This window comes from Neobacillus sedimentimangrovi, assembly GCF_010614825.1.
Lineage (GTDB): Bacteria > Bacillota > Bacilli > Bacillales > Cytobacillaceae > Neobacillus > Neobacillus thermocopriae.
On record NZ_JAAFZF010000001.1, the window covers coordinates 127555 to 147631 of the forward strand.

Annotated in this window: 20 protein-coding genes; 11 read left to right on the top strand and 9 right to left on the bottom strand. The window is 36.7% G+C overall.

Annotated elements, in window-relative coordinates; translation table 11 throughout:
* The first annotated feature begins 271 nt into the window (after positions 1-271).
* The 3 genes from ftsZ to GZA11_RS00705 all read left to right on the top strand — a co-directional run bounded on the left by ftsZ (position 272) and on the right by GZA11_RS00705 (position 3796).
* Positions 272-1579: a cell division protein FtsZ gene (gene ftsZ / locus GZA11_RS00695; protein ID WP_163182538.1), complete on the top strand. Its 1308-nt coding sequence runs from the start codon at positions 272-274 to the stop codon at positions 1577-1579.
* A 144-nt stretch (positions 1580-1723) separates the two neighbouring features.
* Positions 1724-2938 carry a YecA family protein gene (locus GZA11_RS00700; protein ID WP_163182539.1) on the top strand — a complete coding sequence of 405 codons (1215 nt, stop codon included), beginning with the start codon at positions 1724-1726 and terminating at the stop codon, positions 2936-2938.
* A 258-nt stretch (positions 2939-3196) separates the two neighbouring features.
* Positions 3197-3796, top strand: coding sequence for a hypothetical protein (locus GZA11_RS00705; protein ID WP_163182540.1), 600 nt, complete (start codon positions 3197-3199; stop codon positions 3794-3796).
* Between the two features lie 76 nt (positions 3797-3872).
* Here GZA11_RS00705 and GZA11_RS00710 read toward each other — a convergent pair whose 3' ends face one another.
* Positions 3873-4679 carry a cell wall hydrolase gene (locus GZA11_RS00710; protein ID WP_163182541.1) on the bottom strand — a complete coding sequence of 269 codons (807 nt, stop codon included), beginning with the start codon at positions 4677-4679 and terminating at the stop codon, positions 3873-3875.
* A 472-nt stretch (positions 4680-5151) separates the two neighbouring features.
* Here GZA11_RS00710 and GZA11_RS00715 point away from each other — a divergent pair, with 472 nt between their 5' ends.
* Both GZA11_RS00715 and GZA11_RS00720 read left to right on the top strand, forming a co-directional pair.
* Complete coding sequence (locus GZA11_RS00715; protein ID WP_163182542.1) at positions 5152-5934, top strand: hypothetical protein; 783 nt, start codon at positions 5152-5154, stop codon at positions 5932-5934.
* A gap of 217 nt (positions 5935-6151) precedes the next feature.
* Positions 6152-6760 carry a DUF2238 domain-containing protein gene (locus GZA11_RS00720; protein WP_407938519.1) on the top strand — a complete coding sequence of 203 codons (609 nt, stop codon included), beginning with the start codon at positions 6152-6154 and terminating at the stop codon, positions 6758-6760.
* A 255-nt stretch (positions 6761-7015) separates the two neighbouring features.
* Here the strand turns inward: GZA11_RS00720 and GZA11_RS00725 are convergent, their stop codons facing one another.
* From GZA11_RS00725 to GZA11_RS00745, 5 genes are all read right to left on the bottom strand, one after another.
* Positions 7016-8239, bottom strand: coding sequence for an MFS transporter (locus tag GZA11_RS00725; RefSeq protein WP_163182544.1), 1224 nt, complete (start codon positions 8237-8239; stop codon positions 7016-7018).
* Positions 8240-8245: 6 nt separating this feature from the next.
* The gene (locus GZA11_RS00730; protein ID WP_163182545.1) at positions 8246-8677 is read right to left on the bottom strand and encodes a MarR family winged helix-turn-helix transcriptional regulator; all 432 of its coding nucleotides are present in this window, start codon (positions 8675-8677) and stop codon (positions 8246-8248) included.
* Positions 8678-9322: 645 nt separating this feature from the next.
* Positions 9323-9790 carry a low molecular weight protein-tyrosine-phosphatase gene (locus GZA11_RS00735; protein WP_163182546.1) on the bottom strand — a complete coding sequence of 156 codons (468 nt, stop codon included), beginning with the start codon at positions 9788-9790 and terminating at the stop codon, positions 9323-9325.
* Positions 9791-9957: 167 nt separating this feature from the next.
* Positions 9958-10578 carry a DUF3298 and DUF4163 domain-containing protein gene (locus tag GZA11_RS00740; protein WP_163182547.1) on the bottom strand — a complete coding sequence of 207 codons (621 nt, stop codon included), beginning with the start codon at positions 10576-10578 and terminating at the stop codon, positions 9958-9960.
* Positions 10579-10794: 216 nt separating this feature from the next.
* Entirely contained in the window at positions 10795-11622 is an 828-nt protein-coding gene (locus GZA11_RS00745) for a GNAT family N-acetyltransferase (RefSeq protein WP_163182548.1), read from the bottom strand.
* Positions 11623-12050: 428 nt separating this feature from the next.
* On the opposite strand from GZA11_RS00745, the gene GZA11_RS00750 reads away from it, so the two are divergent.
* The 3 genes from GZA11_RS00750 (at position 12051) to GZA11_RS00760 (ending at position 14245) form a co-directional block, all read left to right on the top strand.
* Positions 12051-13001: a ribose-phosphate diphosphokinase gene (locus GZA11_RS00750; protein WP_268926741.1), complete on the top strand. Its 951-nt coding sequence runs from the start codon at positions 12051-12053 to the stop codon at positions 12999-13001.
* A gap of 298 nt (positions 13002-13299) precedes the next feature.
* Complete coding sequence (locus tag GZA11_RS00755; protein WP_038535257.1) at positions 13300-13521, top strand: hypothetical protein; 222 nt, start codon at positions 13300-13302, stop codon at positions 13519-13521.
* A 253-nt stretch (positions 13522-13774) separates the two neighbouring features.
* A complete protein-coding gene (locus tag GZA11_RS00760) occupies positions 13775-14245 on the top strand; it encodes a CoxG family protein (RefSeq protein ID WP_231314126.1) in 471 nt (156 codons plus the stop codon).
* Between the two features lie 185 nt (positions 14246-14430).
* On the opposite strand, the gene GZA11_RS00765 is transcribed toward GZA11_RS00760, so the two are convergent.
* Together GZA11_RS00765 and GZA11_RS00770 are read right to left on the bottom strand one after the other, a co-directional pair.
* On the bottom strand, positions 14431-14625 hold the full coding sequence (locus GZA11_RS00765) for an alpha/beta-type small acid-soluble spore protein (protein WP_038535255.1): 195 nt from the start codon (positions 14623-14625) through the stop codon (positions 14431-14433).
* Between the two features lie 94 nt (positions 14626-14719).
* Positions 14720-15856, bottom strand: a complete 1137-nt coding sequence (locus tag GZA11_RS00770) for a CAP domain-containing protein (RefSeq protein WP_163182550.1) — start codon at positions 15854-15856, stop codon at positions 14720-14722.
* Positions 15857-16071: 215 nt separating this feature from the next.
* Between GZA11_RS00770 and GZA11_RS00775 the strand changes: the two genes are divergently transcribed.
* On the top strand, positions 16072-16218 hold the full coding sequence (locus tag GZA11_RS00775) for a hypothetical protein (protein WP_158332790.1): 147 nt from the start codon (positions 16072-16074) through the stop codon (positions 16216-16218).
* A 186-nt stretch (positions 16219-16404) separates the two neighbouring features.
* On the top strand, positions 16405-17079 hold the full coding sequence (locus tag GZA11_RS00780) for an NUDIX hydrolase (RefSeq protein ID WP_144242945.1): 675 nt from the start codon (positions 16405-16407) through the stop codon (positions 17077-17079).
* Between the two features lie 49 nt (positions 17080-17128).
* Here the strand turns inward: GZA11_RS00780 and GZA11_RS00785 are convergent, their stop codons facing one another.
* On the bottom strand, positions 17129-18022 hold the full coding sequence (locus GZA11_RS00785; RefSeq protein ID WP_038535250.1) for a LysR family transcriptional regulator: 894 nt from the start codon (positions 18020-18022) through the stop codon (positions 17129-17131).
* Positions 18023-18257: 235 nt separating this feature from the next.
* Here GZA11_RS00785 and GZA11_RS00790 point away from each other — a divergent pair, with 235 nt between their 5' ends.
* Positions 18258-20063: an assimilatory sulfite reductase (NADPH) flavoprotein subunit gene (locus GZA11_RS00790; RefSeq protein WP_163182551.1), complete on the top strand. Its 1806-nt coding sequence runs from the start codon at positions 18258-18260 to the stop codon at positions 20061-20063.
* The last annotated feature ends 14 nt before the right edge of the window (positions 20064-20077 follow it).

A 20077-nucleotide genomic window follows, 5' to 3' on the forward strand; every position in this document is an offset into this window, starting at 1 on the left:
GAAAAGGATAAAAGTTGAGGAATAGCACGCAGAAATTCTTCCATTCGATAACGATCTATTCTACTAAATAATGAAAAAATCATCAAATATAAAGGAATAACAAATTTGTAACTAGAATGTTAACTTACCTTAAAAAAAGAAATACAATGCTTGTGTATACTAAATATTAATCCTATTATATTTGATGTAATTACATAAACTATTTTCTATTATCCTATAAATAGATTCGAATTATATATTTATGAAAGTTGTTGCAGGAAGAGGGATGCGTATGTTTGATTATAATACACCAATCGATCAATTTGCCTCGATTAAAGTGATTGGAGTAGGCGGCGGGGGAAATAATGCTGTGAACAGGATGATCGAGGCAGGTGTAGAAGGAGTAGAATTTATCGCCGTTAATACAGATGCACAAGCACTTCAGCAATCAAGAGCTGAGATTAAGATGCAAATAGGTGCGGCTTTAACAAGAGGATTAGGAGCAGGAGCCAATCCTGATATTGGAAAAAGAGCTGTAGAAGAAAGCAAACAGCAGATTGAAGAAGTATTGGCTGGAGCAGATATGGTTTTCGTTACCGCTGGAATGGGTGGAGGTACGGGTACTGGTGCCGCTCCTGAAATTGCTAAAATTGCTCGAAAAATTGGTGCCTTAACGGTTGGAGTGGTTACACGCCCATTTAAATTTGAAGGCCATAAGCGTGCGGTAAACGCTGAACGTGGCATTAAAGAAATGAGAGAATCGGTAGACACCTTAATCATTATTCCAAATGATCGTTTATTAGAAATCATTGATAAAAAGACGCCTATGTTGGAAGCTTTTCGTGAAGCGGATAATGTGTTGCGTCAAGGTGTTCAAGGGATATCCGATTTAATAGCTGTACCTGGTTTAATCAACCTTGATTTTGCAGATATCAAAACCGTCATGTCTCATAAAGGAACGGCATTAATGGGAATCGGTGTGGCCAAAGGTAGCAACCGAGCGGCCGAAGCTGCTAAAAAAGCATTAAATAGCCCGCTGCTTGAAACATCTATTAATGGGGCACAAGGGGTTATTATGAACATAACCGGTGGCCATAATTTAAGTCTTTATGAGGTTCAGGAGGCCGCGGAAATCGTTTCTTCTGCTTCTCACGATGAATTAAATATGATTTTTGGATCCGTTATTAATGAAAATTTAAAAGATGAAATCATTGTTACGGTTATTGCGACAGGCTTTAACGAGGAGGAGCAACCAAGCGTTAAAAAGCCATCCCCTCGTTCGATTTCCAACTTCTATCGAACAGAACAACCTCGTACCATTTCTGTAGAAGGTACTAGCACGGCAAATGAAACGGATGTTGACTATAATCGAAAGGTTTATATGTCAGAAAATACGAATATGGATGATCATCGAAATCATTATAATCGAGAAGAAACGGATTTTTATTATAACCGAAACGTCTACAAGCAGGAGGATACCTCATTGCAAAATGACCGATATTCTTACAAGTATGTAGAATCGGAGCATGAACAAGACTGCTCTTCAGAAGATGAATTAGAATTACCAGCATTCTTCCGAAGAAGAAGTCGTTTTAGATAAGATGGAATAATCTGTAGACAGTCCCATTTGTCTACAGATTTTTATTTGGTTTACCAATTGAAAATACATTTGTTCTATTAGATAATAAAAAAGTTGAAAATTAGAAGGATGATATAGACACGATTTTTTTCCGAGGTGAACAACATGAGTAGAAATAGCGAAAAAGAAGCGGTTCAACAATTACTCGGATCTTCACAGGATAAGAATGAAATGTCGAGAAAATCTCAGCAAAAACGGGACTTAAAGATGTGGAGTGATATTTCATTACCAATATCCTTAAAGGATAGTCTTGCTAGACTGACGAAAGATGATCTGAGCCAAATTAGGAGACATTATCAAATTACCGGTGTAAGCCAATTAAAAAAGGGAGATTTAATTGAAGTATTACAATCAAAAATTCCCGATTTAGTAGATACCTTGTTTTTGACGATCGATCAGGAACGATACGAAATGATTCAAAAAGCTCTTCGCCATGAAGGCGTTGTTGTTGAACCAAATTTAACGAACAACCAAATGGAGTATTTTCGTAATTGCGGAATTCTCTTTCCTGGAATGAACAATGGCAAAAAAGTTTTGGCCATGCCAGAAGAATGGGTGAAAATACTTGGTTCGCAAACGGATCAATCGAAATGGAAACCAATCATTCGTCGAAACACGGAATGGATCAAACTGACTCACGGACTTCTCTATTATTATGGTTCTCTAACCTTGAGAGAATTATTGGCTATGCTGAAAAAATATACGAAAAAAGAAGTTCCCGTTTCTGATTATCTTTCTGTGATTGATCATGCTCATTTCTATTACGAGCAAATCATGATCAACGACGAGTTTTTTTCAAATATTAGAGTATTGGACCCGAATCGAGTAAAAATTGAACACCAAAAGAGAAAAAGTCTCGATTTTTATCCTTTTTCAAAAGAGCAGCTGATCAAAGCAGGAGAACCAAACTTTGTAGATCGGAATGAAAGTTATCAGCGCTTTGTTCAGTTTTTAAGACAAAACTATGAAATTAGCAGGGAGGATGCAGATTCCATTGCTGAAGAATGTCAGTTTGCGATAAGAATTGGTGAAGGACCAGGAGATATTCTTCGATATCTACATACCATGTTAGAATTTGAAGGTTTCGATACGATCAATGCCTGCATGGAAAAAATTGTCCATCTTATGAACCATACGAGAGAATGGTTCCTAAAAGGATATACACCAAATGAGTTAGTGCAGGTTGAGAAAAGATATTTACAACCATCGCCAATTCAAAAAAATAATGTCGTTGATATCCAATCAAGGAGAAAAATTGGTCGTAATGAACCATGCCCTTGTGGAAGTGGAAAAAAATATAAAAAATGTTGCGGAAAATAACGGTCCAATTCACCTAAATATCCCTCTCAAAAGTAACCATACTAGTTTGTAGCAATGGTAGGAGAAAAGTTATACTCCTATCATTGCTTTTTTCATAATGAGCACGAAAATGGTGACCATCGATACTAAATATATTTCAGTTTTTTATGTCTTTTCCGTTAATAAAATTTTACCATTTATGGATTTGTATATATAATTAGTGTGGAATATCATCCTACAAAAAAGAGTATGAATTATCTATTAACTGGGGGTATAAAAATGAGGAGTTTTGCCTATTTCTTTATGGCTGCATTTGTTTTCCTTCTTGCTTCTTGTTCTTCAAATAGTCAACCTACTTCGAAGCTAACGGTGAAACAAAATGAACAGCCAGTTGAAGTAGAAAAGGGACCAAAGAATGTAGAGATAAAAATCCCTGCATCTATGTTCGAAGGCCAAGATATTGATGCGGTAATTGCAGAAGCAAAAAAACAGGGTGTAAAAGAAGTGATTAAAAACGAAGATGGTTCATTGACTTACAAAATGTCTAAGGAAACATATAATACTATGATGGAAAAAATAAAAGAAGGGATCTTGCAAACAATTGACGATTTGAAAAATAACAAAGAATATGTTTCCATTATCGATATTTCCTATAATGATACCTTTTCAGAGTTTACTTGGATGGTGGATAAAAAGGCCTATCAAAATAGTATGGACAAGTATGCGGCTATGGGACTTGCCATGTCAAGCATGATGTACCAGCAATATAAGGGAATAGCTGATGTTGACCAAAAAGTAACGATTTATGTGAAAGATCAAGCAAATCAAGAGTTAATCGATACGATCACTTATCCGGATAATTTAAAGAAACAAGAATAAAAAGCCGTTAGTAATAGAAAAAAGGCGCATCAAATAGGTTGTTTCTATTTGGCGCGCCAATTTTTTCATCCTTGAATTATTTGGCAAAAACATGGTTTCCGATCGTTTTTACCGTTTGACGGGTACGGATCCAATTATCAGTGGCAATTTCTGGGTTATAGAAATAAATGGAATTATTTAACGTATCTTCTCGTTTTAAAGCTTCTTCGACGGCTTTTATTGCCTCTTCTGAAGCAGGTTTGTTAATTTCACCGTTTTGTACGGGTGTAAAGGCGTAAGCATCTCCCACCTTTTCATGAATGACTTCTGTTACTGTATCCGGAAACTCTGGAGATTCTACCCGATTTAATACAACCGTTGCAACCGCCACTTTTCCTTCATACGGTTCTCCTTTTGCTTCAGCTTCCACCAGTCGGGCAAATAAGTCTTTTTCTTTTTCAGAAAGAGAAATCTTAGGTGCCTCAGCTTTTTCCTCCTCAGCTTTTACTTCCGGTTCGGTTTGAGCCATTGTTTGAACAGGTTTTTCTTCTTGGTTCGAAGGTTCAGATGGAGCCACTTCTGCCTTTGTCACCGTTTCAGATTCAGTTGGTTTCGTCATCTTTTCTTCTACCTTTGAATCATCCTGTTTATTGGATTCTTCTGAATCAGTTAGCAGCTCGGGATCTTTCAAGATTTCATCCATTGATACTTGAACTTCATCTTGATTTTTTTCTTTATTTATATCTATATTCTTAACAGTAGAATCTTTTTCCTGATTGATTTTAGTAAGTAGATCTTCCTTTTTCGCGATATATTCATCAATCGCTCTTGCTGTAGAATTGTGTATCACAAATCCGACTGTAGCTACACAAGCTACAACGAATACTTTCATCGAATTCTTCATGTTGTGTGCTACCTCCAATAAAATTTCATGATACTACCCTAACATGTTCCGTTACCTTTTTAACAGAACAATAGCATTACATTTCTTTATAATTGGATGAACAACTTTACGATTTAAGCAGTAATATGACAAACTTCCTATAAAATTGTCATAAACCAGGAAAAATTACGAAGCGGAGGTAATTATGTTAAAGCTACGGAAAATATTGTCGTTCCAAAATTTAGAAGGTAATAATATCATTTTGGATTCTTTCAAGAAAAGTATGTAAAATATAGTAATTATTGTTTGGAATTCTTTTGTTCGGCCATATTTTTTATTGAAAAATGCAGGCTATATCTTCGTTTTTTTAGTCGTATTTTGCCATTCACATTATTTTTAGGCTCCATTAATATAAGTAGTAAGAATCCATTTCGACAAATTCATGATCGATCAGCAAACATTTGGATGTGAAAAGCATGGTAGGGGGATTTAGGTGAATACTGATCAAGCATTTGAATTATTAAGGAGCGCGGGGGTTCCTGACGAAAAAATTATTCAAATAGTTAGGCGCTGGTTACGAGAACATAAAATTAAATATGCAGGGAATTCATCGAAAGCAAATAGAAAATTTGAAGATACGGATCAAGTAATTGAATTACTAAAAGATGCGGGTGTAGAGGCAAGTACAGGGCTTCAAATTGTTCAACAGTGGTTCCATGAAGGGAAGATTCGAAAGATTGGAAATCGGGAGCACATCAATGATTATCTGTCCGGTAATACAACGGCTCATCTCATTGTGTCCGACCAAGAAAAGACGGTTCGTGAACTAAGGGTTAAATTAAAAGCCCAGGATGAACATATTAAAGGAATGGAAGAGTTTTATAAACATACCATTAAGGAATTAAAACAACAAAGAGAAAAATTACATAAAGAAATTGCCGAATTACAGAATGAAAAAAGTTTATTACAAAAGGAAACAAGAAGAGTTTTAAAAGAAAATATTGAATTACGGAATGAATTGTTGAGGTTAAAAGAAAATTACTCTCGCCAAGGCAAAGAAGAGGACGAAAAGAAGAGTCAAACCGTATCTCCTTCAACAACACCTGATTATCGTCGTAAATTAGGGCTTTCAAAAACAGCAGGGGAGAAAGAAATATTAGCCAAGTTTAAGAAATTATTATTACTCACTCACCCGGATCATGGTGGAAATGCAGCAGCCTTTCATTATGTGAAAACGGACTATGACCAATATAAGAATAGTTTAAAAGGGAAATAGCATTGAGGGATGTTTGATAAAAGTTTGAGTTGTCAGATCGTAAATGGCGAGTAGGAACGATCGCACCTTCAACGATAGATAGTTTTGCAGCATTATGCATCAGCGGTGGGAAGGCATTAACTTTTTCCGATGTTTATGGAACTCCTAACAAGGAAACATTGAAGAATATATATGAAATTTTTTTAGGAGTGAAAAAGTGGACAGAGAACAAAGTCAAATGGTTCATGGAGGACTTTTATTGTTTGTATTGGCCGTTTTTATTTGGTCCATAATCAAGCCCGCCATTTTCTCATTATGGATCTTGGAAGTCCTTCCTGCCGTTGTGTTATTGATCGTCGTAATTGCCGTTTATAATCGTTTTCGATTCACGACACTTTCCTATTTCATCATCGCAATGCTTTCCATTCTGATGTTTATTGGAGGCCATTACACCTATTCAAAAGTCCCGCTCTTTAATTGGATAAAAGATGTATTGGAATTACATCGAAATCATTATGATCGATTTGGGCATTTTCTGAAAGGGTTGCTGGTCATTGTGATCAGAGAATTATTATTGCGAAAAACTCCATTGAAAAAAGGGAAGTGGTTATTTTTTATTTCCGTAAGTATCATTTTAGCCATTAGTGCACTCTATGAGATCATTGAATGGCTTGCATTTGTGATCGGAAAAAAAGGAATAACAACTGAAAACTTTTTAGGTGCTCAAGGGGATCGCTGGGATGCACAATGGGATATGTTGTTAGCCTTTCTTGGCTCCATTCTCGGACTCATGGTCCTATCGAGATGGCAAAACGATCAGTTAAACAAACTGTTGAATAAGAAATAAAGAGCCATCTACCTTACTATGTTGCATTTAACACACTTAAGATTAAGAAAACATACCGTTTACGAAGGGTGTTAACCATCAAAAATAAATGTAAAAACGAATGGGGCTGTCTAAAAAGTCCATTTAAGAGAAAAATGAACCCAAATTAAAAACCCAAGAATGTTGATTTAACAGCATTCTTGGGTTATGCTTTTATAAAGATTTCGGCTGAAATACCACTTTCCGGACAGTCCCATTGAATTTAGAAGCTATAACTTAATGATGTCCTAAACTTTTGTGATATTGTTGAATTCGGATAAGTTTTTTGTCTTTTCGACCATGTAGGACAATGTATAGTGCTAGCGAGAGTATGGTAATGAAGCTCAGGGCAATAAATAACTTACCATAACCAATGGCAGGTTGGATGGCACCTAAAATGGAAGGGCCGAAGCCAAGACCAGCGTCTAATGCGATAAAGAAGGTAGAGGTGGCTAACCCTGATCGCTCAGGTGACGTAAGCTTTATAGCAATTGCTTGAGCACCAGATTGTAAGTTACCATAGCCAACACCAACAATCGCAGCAGCGATTAATAAAAGACCGCCTGAATGGGCTACACTGACCAAAAATAATCCAATAGCGAATAAGATAAAACAAGGTATCATGACAAAGTTTGAACCTTTTGTATCCATGAAACGACCGCTAAATGGTCGTGTTAGTAAAATGGCAATCGCATATACAAGGAAGAAAAAGCTTGCGGCGGTCATTAAATGACGTTCCTCTGCAAAGAAGGTAAGGAATGCTAATAAGGCTGCATATCCAAATGACATAAAGAAAGTTACGATGGCGATCCCCATCGCATTTGGTTCGATATAGTTTTTAATATTAAAAGCTTGTTTTGATTGTTGTTTTGCTTTTGTTATTTTTTTCATGGCTGGTTGTTTTAGTGTAGAGCCGATCATTAGAGCAAATGCTCCTAAAATCAAGCAAAGGAAGAAAATCATATTGTAAGAGGTAAAACGTGTTAAGAAAATACCTAGGAAAGGTCCAATGGCCGTACCAAGTGTTGCACTCATGCTGAAGTAGCCAATTCCTTCTCCTTTACGACTCATTGGAACAATTTGGGCAACCATGGTTCCTGTTGCCGTTGAAGTGATCCCTGCAGTCATCCCGTTAATGAGCCGACTAATGAGCAAAAATATAATTCCCGCATAAATATAATAAAGACCAGTCGTACAGATAAAGGCGACTAACCCTAGAATCAGGATTTTTTTAACCCCAACTGCGCCGATCACTCGTCCTGTAAATAAACGACCGATTAATACCCCGACAATGTAAATCCCTGTTGCTAAACCTGCTTGACTCGCTGTGGCATGATATTCATTAACAGCAAAGGATGATGTGGTCACCATTAATAAGTAGAAAATTAATGTGACAATTAAGTTTATAATGGATACGATGATAAAATCCTTCGTCCATAACTTTTCTTTTGTGTTACTCATGTTTTATTATCCAACTCTCCTATTTAAATTTGTGCGTATTTTCTCAAGAATACGAAGTAAATGGATCCGCTCCTCTTCCGTTACACCCTCTAAAATTTCCATTTCAAAAGCGTCAATTGTAACGCGTGCCTCTAAATATTTTTCTTTTCCTAAAGGTGTAATGCGTAGATGTTTTCTTCGTTTGTCTTCTGCTGATGTTTCGACATTGATATAACCTGCGTTGGTTAAATCTTTAATAATTCTTGTCATATTTGGTTTTTCAAAGGTTAAGCGTTTGGCAAGTTCTGCTGCCGTAATATCAGGTTCATGAAAAATGGTATAAAGCACAGACCATTCCGAACGTTGAATCCCATGATTCCGCAAAATCTCGCTTAACTGTGTATCAAATGGTCGAATCGTAAAGGACAGGTCATGAAAGATTTGTTGATGTTGCTTCACAGGTAACTCCTTTCTAAAAATAGTTATATTTGATAATTATTTTTGATAACTGTTATAGTATAAAATTGTGAATATTGTATGTCAATAGGATTGTACTCATAAAATTCAGGTTGATAATTCTGCCTACAAGCAATCAATGCATCCATTTTAAAACGTATTTTTTTCCAATACCCAAATCTACATCCTAAACCGTCCCTTAAAAAAGACACCTGAAATCAGTTGACCATAAAGTATAAATACAAAAGGCATTTAAATAAGGTTTGGAATCACATTAGAGATGATAGAAATGGTTAACCCTTTACCTCTTTCTAAGTTCACAAATAGTAGTTGATGGAAATTTTATGTAATTATTTTATAATAAATGTAAGTAAAACTAATAGGAGAGATAAAAATGTTTGGAGAGGAACCGAAGTGTACAAAATGTGGGAAGGAAATCAAGGGGGATGAGGTTGCTTATATTAAAATGCGTTATCCAAAGCGTAAAGGTTTTACTGAAATAAAAGCGTTTCTAAAACATGAAGGAAGTTTCATATGTGAAGATTGCTTCCATCAAAAAACAAACTAATTGGAAGGAACGGCTTTGATTGAAAGCTGAATGGGAAACTTGATCAAATTGAGTTTCCCATTTTTATATTGAATGTGAATCTATGTTAAGTTTTTTTCTTGACGAATTTTCTCTAGTAATGCCTTACATCCTTCTGAAACAAGTTGGTAGGTTTCTTGAAAATCTCCTGTGTAATATGGATCAGGAACATCTTTCTTATGTTCCGTCAAATCAAGTAGGCGAATAATTTGTGGACGTTTTGCTTTATTGGTTATCGCAGTAATATTTTTAATATTGCTTTCATCCATCCCAACGATATAATCAAATTTTTCAAAGTCTTCTTTTGTTAATTGGCGACCGATTAATCCATCAGATGAGATGTTGTATTTATTCAAAATCTCAAGTGTTCCCTTATGCGGGGGTGATCCAATGTGCCAAGAACTCGTAGCAGCGGAATCAACAAAGATTTTGTCCGATAAATTTTCTTTTTTCACTAAGTCGCGAAACAATGCTTCCGCCATCGGTGAGCGACAAATATTACCGAGGCAAACAAATAATACATTGATCAAATCCATCACTCCTTTTTGTCCAATCTCACGAATGGTTAAAAGACAGGGAGGACCAATACATGGTCCTCACCATTTCTTTCATGCACTTATACGAACAAATTCTAATTTAAATCCAAATATTTGTCCATGATAAACAAACCTATTTTTGGTGTTAGGCAGCTTTTTGATCAATTGTTTACCGCCATGCGTCCGAGGGGGCCGTTTTCGTTAATGATGTCTTGAATACTGTAAACGGAGATTGGGAACATGGGGAAGCCATAGACATAGGGTGTAATTTCATATAGTTGGAAATAGATAACAATGGTTTTGTCAGCGATGTAAAAGTCTTGATTTGGTTTTATGCTAGTGAAGGTATCAAGAAGTGGAACGTTTCGTTCGTTGATTTGTTGTTGGATCAAGGTGGATAGCCTTTCAACATAATCGCTCCCCTGTTTAAATAGGTCTTTCAATTCGCATTGTTGTCCTTTTTGAAGGTCAAAAGTTAAAGATTTTATATAAGTCATTCCATGTGCGGCGTGATAATGATAAGTGTAATTAGAAAGTGTTAGGCTTAATACTTCACGCTGGTTATTTTTGATTTCATACGAACCTAGCATTTCAACCACACTTGTTGGCATATTTCCCGCTTGTTTGTCGATCATCCATTGTGTTTGTTGAACAATTGCTTGGTTGATCATACTTTCGAATTCTTTGTTTCGGAGGTTGTATACTTGGGGATATAATACCTTTTTATCCGTTCCCAGGCTGATCATTAATGGCCTGATACAGACAGGTAGCGTGATAGACATTGTTATCCATCCTTTTTCACTTAGTCTATTCTTGAAAATTTTAAGGTGTGAATGGGAAAAATCGTTGGTTTGAAGGAAAGCTAGAGATTGTAGCGGGGGAAAGAATTTGTTTACAAAAGATGTCATTATGTGTGAACATACTGTTTTTAGTAGGACGCTCGCCTCCTTAAAGCACTGGGACTTTTAACATGCCCTCGGGTGCTTTAAGGAAGGCTTTTATTTTAGACAGGTATAATAATCTTGGGAATGGTAAGTTCTGAATCCAACTGATTCATAAAGCCTTAGTGCATGGGCATTTTTGGCTTCTACTTCTAAAAAAACAGGCAGTCCTTTTTCGTGTTCCATTGCGACGACTTTTGAAAGGGCTTTTCTTCCAATTCCTTTTCCTTGGAGTTCTGGAAATACAGCAAACCCATAAATCCAAGCTTCACCATTCACCTCGGAAACACGAATTTTTCCTGCTATTTTTCCTTCCACTTCGATGATGAGTTTTTGTTCGGTGCTGTTTTCTGTCAGTTCTTGATTATATTTTCTTGCCTCTTCTTCAGCAAAACCAAAGCACAATACTTCGAGTTGAATTTCTGCTTCACGGTCATTATTTGTTAAAGATGGCCTAATTGTTACGGACGAATCTATGAATAAATCCGTTTTCTGCCATTTCATTTGATATTCCGTAATGGTATAGGAGCAAGGAATGGTTTTTAAAAACTCCTTGGCTGAAACAGACGAGGTAGGCGCATTTAACAAGATTCTTTTAAATCCTCGCTTTTTGGATTCTGCTAATCCCTTTTCTAGTAATGTAGAAAAAATCGCTCTTCTTCGATAATCCGGATGCACCATTCCACAAATCTCAACTTTATTGCCGAATCCATAACAGCCGAGAAAACCGACAAGCTGGCCGTCTTCATAATGGAAGAAATCTTCTTTCACGTTTTCCGTTCGATTTTGTAACATGACATCATTTAATTTTAACTGAAATCCGCCATGTTTCTCACAAAGTAATTGTAATGCTTTAATTTCTTTTAATTCTTTTTCGGTCAGCATGGAATTCCTCCCGCAAGAATAATCCCTTACAATCATTCTATTCTTGCTGAGGTAATTCCTGCTTGTTCTAAAAATATTAATGAACGGAACATACGAAAATCTGGCTCTATCCCTTTTAATTTATTCGAAATCATTACAAAATGGTTATTTCAGATACCCAATATACTGCTTCAACTATTACAGAACTGCCGGTATAATGAATTTTATTAGTAAATGTTAAACATTTTACTATATTTTGGTTATACATAATTTTGATGGTCAAGGAATAGAAAACTTACATACTTTGCAAAAAAAAGGTACACCTATCTTTAACAAATAAGTACGATTTTCGCATTTTTTATGTTTTTATGTCAAAATAGAAACAGTCATCACCATGTTGAGCAAACGAATCCAGTCAATCCATCAATTCACATATAGGGGGAAAAATAGTGACTTATTTTCTTAAACAAGATTTTAAAATGTTTACTTTGAATTCTAATCCAGAACTTGCTAAGGAAATGGCGGACTATTTAGGATGTGAGCTCGGGAAAAGCTCTGTTACACGATTTAGTGACGGAGAAATTCAAATTCATATCGATGATAGTGTGCGGGGCAGTGATGTATTTCTTGTTCAGTCTACCTCTGAACCCATTAATGAGCATATCATGGAGCTCCTCATTATGATTGATGCTTTAAAAAGGGCCTCGGCGAAAAACATCAATGTTGTCATGCCTTATTTTAGCTACGCTCGCCAAGACCGAAAAGCTCGTTCCCGTGAACCGATTACCGCTAAATTAATAGCCAATCTTTTGGAAACGGCTGGGGCTTCTAGAGTAATTACACTGGACTTTCATGCGCCACAAGCTCAAGGATTTTTTGATATTCCAGTGGAACATTTAACAGGCATTCCTATTTTATCTTCCTATTTTAAAGATAAAGAGTTAGAAGATATCGTCATTGTCGCTCCACATAATGGTGGAGTCGTGAGAGCAAGGAAGATGGCTAGTCTATTAAATGCTCCGATTGCCTTAATTGATCGACGCCGGCCGGAACATGATGAGTCTGACATTATGAACATCATTGGTAATATTGAGGGGAAAACCGCGATTATCATTGATGATTTGATCGATACGGCTACTACGATCACATCAGGTGCCAATGCCTTAATGGAGAGAGGGGCAAAAGCCGTGTATGCTTGCTGTACCCATCCTGTTTTTTCAGGGGATGCGATTTCGAAAATTGAATCTTCTGCTATTAAGGAGTTAGTAGTGACGAACACTATTTTGCATCCTAAAGACAAGCTAATAGAAAAAATCACGACCTTATCAGTGGCTCCATTATTAGTGGAAGCAATCGATCGTGTACATAATCAAAAAGCGGTAAGTCCATTGTTCGAGTAATCCATTTTTCCGCCCTTCCTGAATGAACGTCTCATCAGGAGGGCGTTTTTTTATCCAATTAAGATCATCATCCTATTTCTCTTCCTTCACATTTTGTTTCTTCTCAAAGCTTTTTCCGAAAAGGTCATTTCAAGCGTAAAATCTTGTTTTTTTCTATATATCTTAAAAAATAGCGTTTATATTTTGCTCGGTGGAAACATTAAATAGGTAAAATAGTCATTAGGCTTCATCCGAATCATATATTGGTTTTAAGGGTACATGCTTTGTACTACATTTCAAATGAAAAAGGTGAGGTCAAATGTTTGCTGTCCATTTTCTTGAAAACAAAAATGTCTTGCTTTGTCAGTTATTAAGACAAGTCCCGAAAGAAGGGGAAGAATTAAAAATTAAAGGGCGAAAAGCCAAAGTCACTAGTTTAGAACCAATTGATGAAAAAACATTTCATGTACAAGTCACCTTAGAGCCAGTCAAAAAAACAAAAACCGTTGTAGCCGATACGTCCAAAAAGAAAAAGAAATAAAACCAGTTCTTCTCTTTCATGTTTCATCAAGTAGGGACAAGCAATTGATTTACTTGTAGCCGGGGTTTACTATATTGTCTTCCAAGATCCGAGTAAGTAAAGAGGGGATAAATTTTATTTTTAACTTAACATTCCTAATGTCACGTGCTTCTAGCGCCTGACATTTTTTGTTTTCGTGCTTCTACTTTAACATTAAAAACATTCATGAATAGACTAATTAACGAATTTTTCAACTGGGGGGAGTAGGGTGAAAATGGATTACCACCATACCATTCATTTACCGAGGAAAGTGGTATGGAAATGGATAAAAGATGAAAAAGTACTTCAAAACGCCATTAATGGATGTAAAATTTTTACGAAAACGTCAGAAGATGTTTACTATTGTGAATGGGATCTCCAATTTGGTCCTATCAAAGATGTATTTAGATTAGAAATAGAAATTATTCAGGAAAAAATGCCATCTTTTTATCGACTTCAAGTTAATGGAAAAGGCAATCTAGGTGATATTCAGGCGGTCATTGATGTATTTTTGCGGGACCAACAAGGGACAACGAAAATCCATCTTCAAGCAGATCCAGTTTTAACAGGGACGCTTGCTATAGTTGGCCAAAGAGTAGTAAATGGAGGGGCAGACAAAGCGATAACCAATTTTGTTGAAAGGCTAGAAAAGGAAATCAAAAAGGTGATTTTCCAGGCAAGAAGAGGGATCAATAAACGTTCGTAAAAAATTCTCTATCCACATTCATTCATGTTTCAAAAAGGGGCTGTCTAAAAAGTCCATTTAAGAGAAAAATGAACCCAAATTAAAAACCCAAGAATGTTGATTTAACAGCATTCTTGGGTTTTGCTTTTATAAAGATTTCGGCTGAAATACCACTTTCCGGACAGCCCCATATGAGAAATCACAGGTTACTGACCTTGTTGATTTCTTAATGCTTGTTCAGCATAGGCAACAAGACGTTTTGTCATCTCGCCACCAACTGAACCGTTGGCTCGTGCGGTCGTATCTGCACCAAGCTTCACTCCAAACTCATTGGCGATTTCCTCTTTCATTTGGTTCAGAACATTGCCTGCACCAGGAACCAAAAGTTTGTTTCTAGCCATGATACATCACTCCCGACGATTTTTTGAGCAATGAAAAAAATTGCTCGTATATAATGTAACCAATTAGAAAAAACTAATGCATACGCTGGAGTTCTTAGTTGGCATAATAATTTTGTGTATAGTAGGGGTGTGATTCCTCATTAAAGGCGACTCCTACTCCTAAATATTCAAAATCCTTCTGCAAAATATTTTTTCGGTGCCCATAGGAGTTCATTAACCCTTCATGGGCAAAAATGCTGCTAAACTGCCCATATGCCAAGTTTTCACCAGCTAAACGAAAGTTTACATGATCTTCTTTCATTCGGTCGAAAGGCGACTCTTCTTCGAGATTGGTATGATCAAAATACTGCTTTTCCGCCATATCCAAGCTATGTTTTCGTGCTGTTTTACTCACATGATCATCCCATATAAGAATGGGCAATTGATGTTGGACACGAGTAGCATTGGTTAAATCGAACATTTGGTATTCAAAACCGATTGATAACTCTTGGCTGGCTTTGGTGTAAAAATCGCGTTTTTTCTGTTCTACACTCTTACTTATGATTTGCATGGCAGTAACTGTATTTCCCTCATACTTATCATAAAAAACCGTTACATAAGCACCATCTAGCTCAAATACATCATAATTTCTATCTTCTTGAAATTGATAAATCGTCATTCCTTTTTGAATCCCTGTCATGGGATTTCCAAGTACCTCTAATACCATCTCTTTCGAGGTTCCTATGCGAATACCATTTTTCGAAGCAATAAGATCCTGATTGGTATATAAACCAACCACCTTATTGTTACTATCATACATTGCCATAAAGAAGTTATGAAAATCTTTATGATAAGCGTGCCATTTCAATCCATATTCATTTCGTGTTTCTCGTTTTGCAGGACCGGTTTGCTGCTCAACTACGGATTTATCGTAACCAAGTTCCACATTATGAATGGAGAAGGTTTGCTCAGCAGGGACTTGTAATTCCGGCTTTTGTACGAGAGGTGATTCTTTCTGTGAATCTTTTGGCCAGTCAACATGAATGTTTAACTGAGCTAGGAAGGATTGAATCGATTCAATAACTGGATCAATGGCTCTCAAAACAGTTGGGTTTTCGTCCCATTGATCAATTTGCGACTGAATACGATCCATTGTCTTGGCAAATTTATCATTATCAATCTTATTTTCAATAACAGGCCATAATGTAGTTAATAGGAATATGAAAGCAATCAATTTGAGAGTCCGAATCATCTTCTCACCTCCAAAATCTAAAACCATTGTATCCCATTTAAGGCCATTATATAAAATATTTCTACAAACCCTCATACGGATTACCCTAACCAAAATCATATAGAGATTGTATACTGGTGATTCAATTATAAAATAATATTATTATGTAAACTCAAAATCAAGCAATGTAATAAATTGAACTCCATTACACATGCTAAAAAATGGAGGTGAAGCACATGGAACATACGAATAAACAAAAAAATAAAAACGAAGTAAAGCAATCAGACAATGAAGCAGTTATGGATAGGGTAAACCAAAGCTATCATAAAATTACTCAAGATGTGAAGGATATGCTAAATGAAAGCAACAACCAATTGTCATAAAAAAGGCATGTTTCATTTGTTTTAATTTTTAAATGAAAAATGAAGGCTATTAAAAGTACACTGGGAGATCAGTGTGCTTTTTTTGTGAGGTTGAATAATGACTCATTTTTTCATTAATAGAGAGGGAAATGATGAGTGGTAGTGGAATATTATGAAAGGAAGCCAATTTTGAAAGGTGGTTTACAAATGGCAGTGATTCCAAAACCTGCTTCCACAGTCGTTTTAATGGATGATTCCTCAAGAATCTATTTGACGAGAAGACCACAGTCCATGAAATTTATGGGCGGTTATTATGTATTCCCTGGAGGGGGAGTAGAAAAGGAAGATGCGATTTATGATACTGAATTTATTACCGATGAAAATATCGACCGCTCTTTTGATCGAGCCTATTATATCGCAGCGGCAAGAGAGTTATTTGAAGAGGCTGGTGTCCTACTTTGCAAGCGGAAAGACGGGACGACAGTTGTATTAAGTGAAGATTCCATACAGGAGTACCGCCGCCGTCTCCTAAATGGTGAAATTTCTTTTTTACATATCTTAATGAAGGAAGAAATTTATCTTCATCTTGAAAGTTTAACGTATATTGGGCAAATTATTACACCGAGCCTCTATAAAATTCGTTTTGATACACGTTTCTTTTTGGCAAGGCTACCCAAAGGCCAAACCCCAAAACCGGATACCCATGAAATTAGCGACACAATATGGCTCTCACCAGAAGAAGCATTATCCGCCTATGAATCTGACAAAATTTTGTTAGCACCGCCAACTATTCATACATTAAAAACGATGGTTAATTACTTTAAGGGTAGCCCTTTGAAAATGCCAGAATTTGATGTAAGGGATTATAAGATCATTCTGTAAGCGATAACCAGGGATCGTTTAAGTAATCGTCATCTTCTTATGAATAAATTCATCCTTCGTTCGGCCATTTGTTTAATAAGGCATTGATAAAGGTTTTCACATTTCGCTTATCCGTCATCATCGGGGCATAAATATAGGATAGAGTTCTGATAAATGATTGATTTTTTACCTTTATGATAGAAAGATTCCCATGCTGGACATCCCGTTCAATAACACTGTAGGACAAGAGCGACAGTCCCATCCCATTGATCAGCATTTCTTTAATTCCTTGGTTACTACTGATTGTCAGCAGTGACTTTACTTTAAGACCATTTGAACGAATGACATGATTGAGGTACCCTCCAGTACCTGATCCAGCTTCCCTACTTACCCATGACTGATTTTGCAGGTCAGCCATGGTCACTTCCTCTTTTTTAGCAAGTTCATGATGAGGGGATGATACAATAAACAATTCATCTTTCATAAAAGTATGAACGCAGATCTCCTTATCATTTGTTTGTCCCTCAATTAAACCAACATCTACTTGATATAACCGAACAGCTTTGACGATTTCCTCTGTATTCCCAATCATCACTTCGAGTTTCAATTCAGGATAGTGTTGCTGAAGGTCATATAGGAGTGGAGGAAGGATGTATTCACCGATCGTAAAGCTTGCTCCAATCTTTAATTCTCCTTTAATGATGTGGTGGTGTTCCAAAATATCCTGTTTCGTTTGCTCGTAGATAGTCAGCATTTTTTTCGCACGCTCATACAAAAGTTCACCTGTTGGAGTAATCTGGAGAAATTTTGGTGAGCGCAAAAATAATTTTGTTTGAAATTCTGCCTCAAGATTTTTTATATGTAGGCTCACACTTGGCTGTGACATAAGAAGCATTTCCGCTGTTTTTGTAAAATTTTTTACTTCTGCAAGAGTGACAAAAGTCTTTAATTCGTCGTAATTCAATGAATTCACGCCTTTTATTAGTTTTATTAATAGTTCCAATTATTAATATTTATTTTACTAATGAAAGAACTTTCGGTAAAGTTCAATTAGTAATAAATAATTAAGTTTTGCAAGAAATAAAACAAATAAAACCGACTTGACTTATAGGAATAGTAAAACTATGATGATAGTAATCTATTTTTTGTGAAAATTTTTAAAGATAAACAATAACAACTTTGTGAGGTGGATGGATTTGGTGCAGCTTCAAGTGATCAACAGTCCGTTTAGTCAGGAACAAACAGAGCTCCTTAACCGTCTGATGCCAACCTTAACAGAAACTCAAAAAGTTTGGTTAAGTGGTTATTTAGCCGCATCAGCGACTACTCTCGTTCCTGGAACAAACGCAGTACAAAATGCTTCAAATAGCGGATCAATTCAATCAAAAGAAGTGACGATTTTATATGGGTCACAAACTGGTAATTCAAAAGGACTTGCCCAAAAAGCAGCTTCCACTCTAGAAGGAAACGGATTTCAAGTTACTGTTTCTGCCATGAGTGATTTTAAACCAAACAATTTGAAAAAAGTAAAAAACCTACTGATCATTGCAAGTACCCATGGGGAAGGTGAGCCACCAGATAATGCACGCTCTTTCTATGAATTTTTGCACAGTAGACGTGCTCCAAAGCTGGATCACTTACAATTCTCTGTACTGGCTCTTGGTGATAGTTCATACGAATTTTTCTGCCAGACGGGTAAAGACTTTGATAAACGTCTAGAAGACTTAGGAGGCACACGCCTTTATCCACGGTTTGACTGTGATGTTGATTATGATGTACCAGCCGCTGAATGGCTTCAAGGGGTACTAAGCAGTTTAAATGAATCACAAGGGGAAAGTGCTGCTCCTATTCCAATCGCAGCAGCAACCGCAGTTGAATCCACGTACTCGAGAAGCAACCCGTTTCGAGCAGAAGTTCTTGAAAATTTAAATTTAAACGGACGTGGTTCCAATAAAGAAACACGACACTTGGAATTATCGCTTGAAGGCTCTGGCTTACACTATGAACCAGGAGATAGCCTTGGTATATATCCGGAAAATGATCCTGTATTAGTCGAAGAACTGCTCCAAGTTCTTCCGTGGGAGGCAGAAGAAACCGTAACCGTGAAAGATGGAGACTCCCGTACCCTTCAAGGGGCCTTAACGAGTTATTATGAAATTACCGTATTAACGAAAGGCCTTATCGAAAAAATTTCAAAGCTTTCTCACAATGAAGCATTGAAGGATCTCGTATCACCAGGCAATGAGGAAAAATTAAAGGCCTATATGAATGGTCGTGATCTTCTCGACTTGATTCGTGACTTTGGTTCATGGGGAGATTCTGCTCAAGAATTCGTTTCTGTCCTTCGAAAAATCCCACCGCGGCTTTATTCGATAGCAAGCAGTTTGACAGCCAATCCAGATGAGGTTCATTTGACCATTGGTGCCGTTCGATATCATGCGCATGGACGTGAACGCAAAGGAGTTTGCTCCATATTCGCGGCAGAGCGTTTAAAACCTGGGGATACAGTGCCTATATTTATTCAGCATAATGAAAACTTTAAACTTCCAGCAGATCCAGAGGCGCCTATAATTATGATTGGCCCAGGTACTGGTGTTGCACCATTTCGTTCATTTATGCAAGAGCGTGAAGAACAGGGAGCGGAAGGAAAGGCTTGGATGTTCTTTGGTGATCAGCATTTTGTGACAGATTTTCTTTACCAGACCGAATGGCAAAATTGGTTGAAAAACGGTGTGTTGACGAAAATGGATGTTGCTTTTTCTCGAGATCAGGAAGAAAAAGTCTACGTGCAGCATCGCATGCTTGAGCATAGTAAAGAACTATTTACATGGCTTGAAGAAGGCGCATATGTATACATCTGTGGGGATGAGAAACATATGGCTCACGATGTTCATCAAACACTACTTGAGATTATTGAAAATGAAGGGAATTTGAGCCGTGAGCAGGCAGAAGAATATCTTTCCACTATGCAACAGCAAAAACGTTATCAGCGCGATGTATACTGATTTGGATAGAGAGG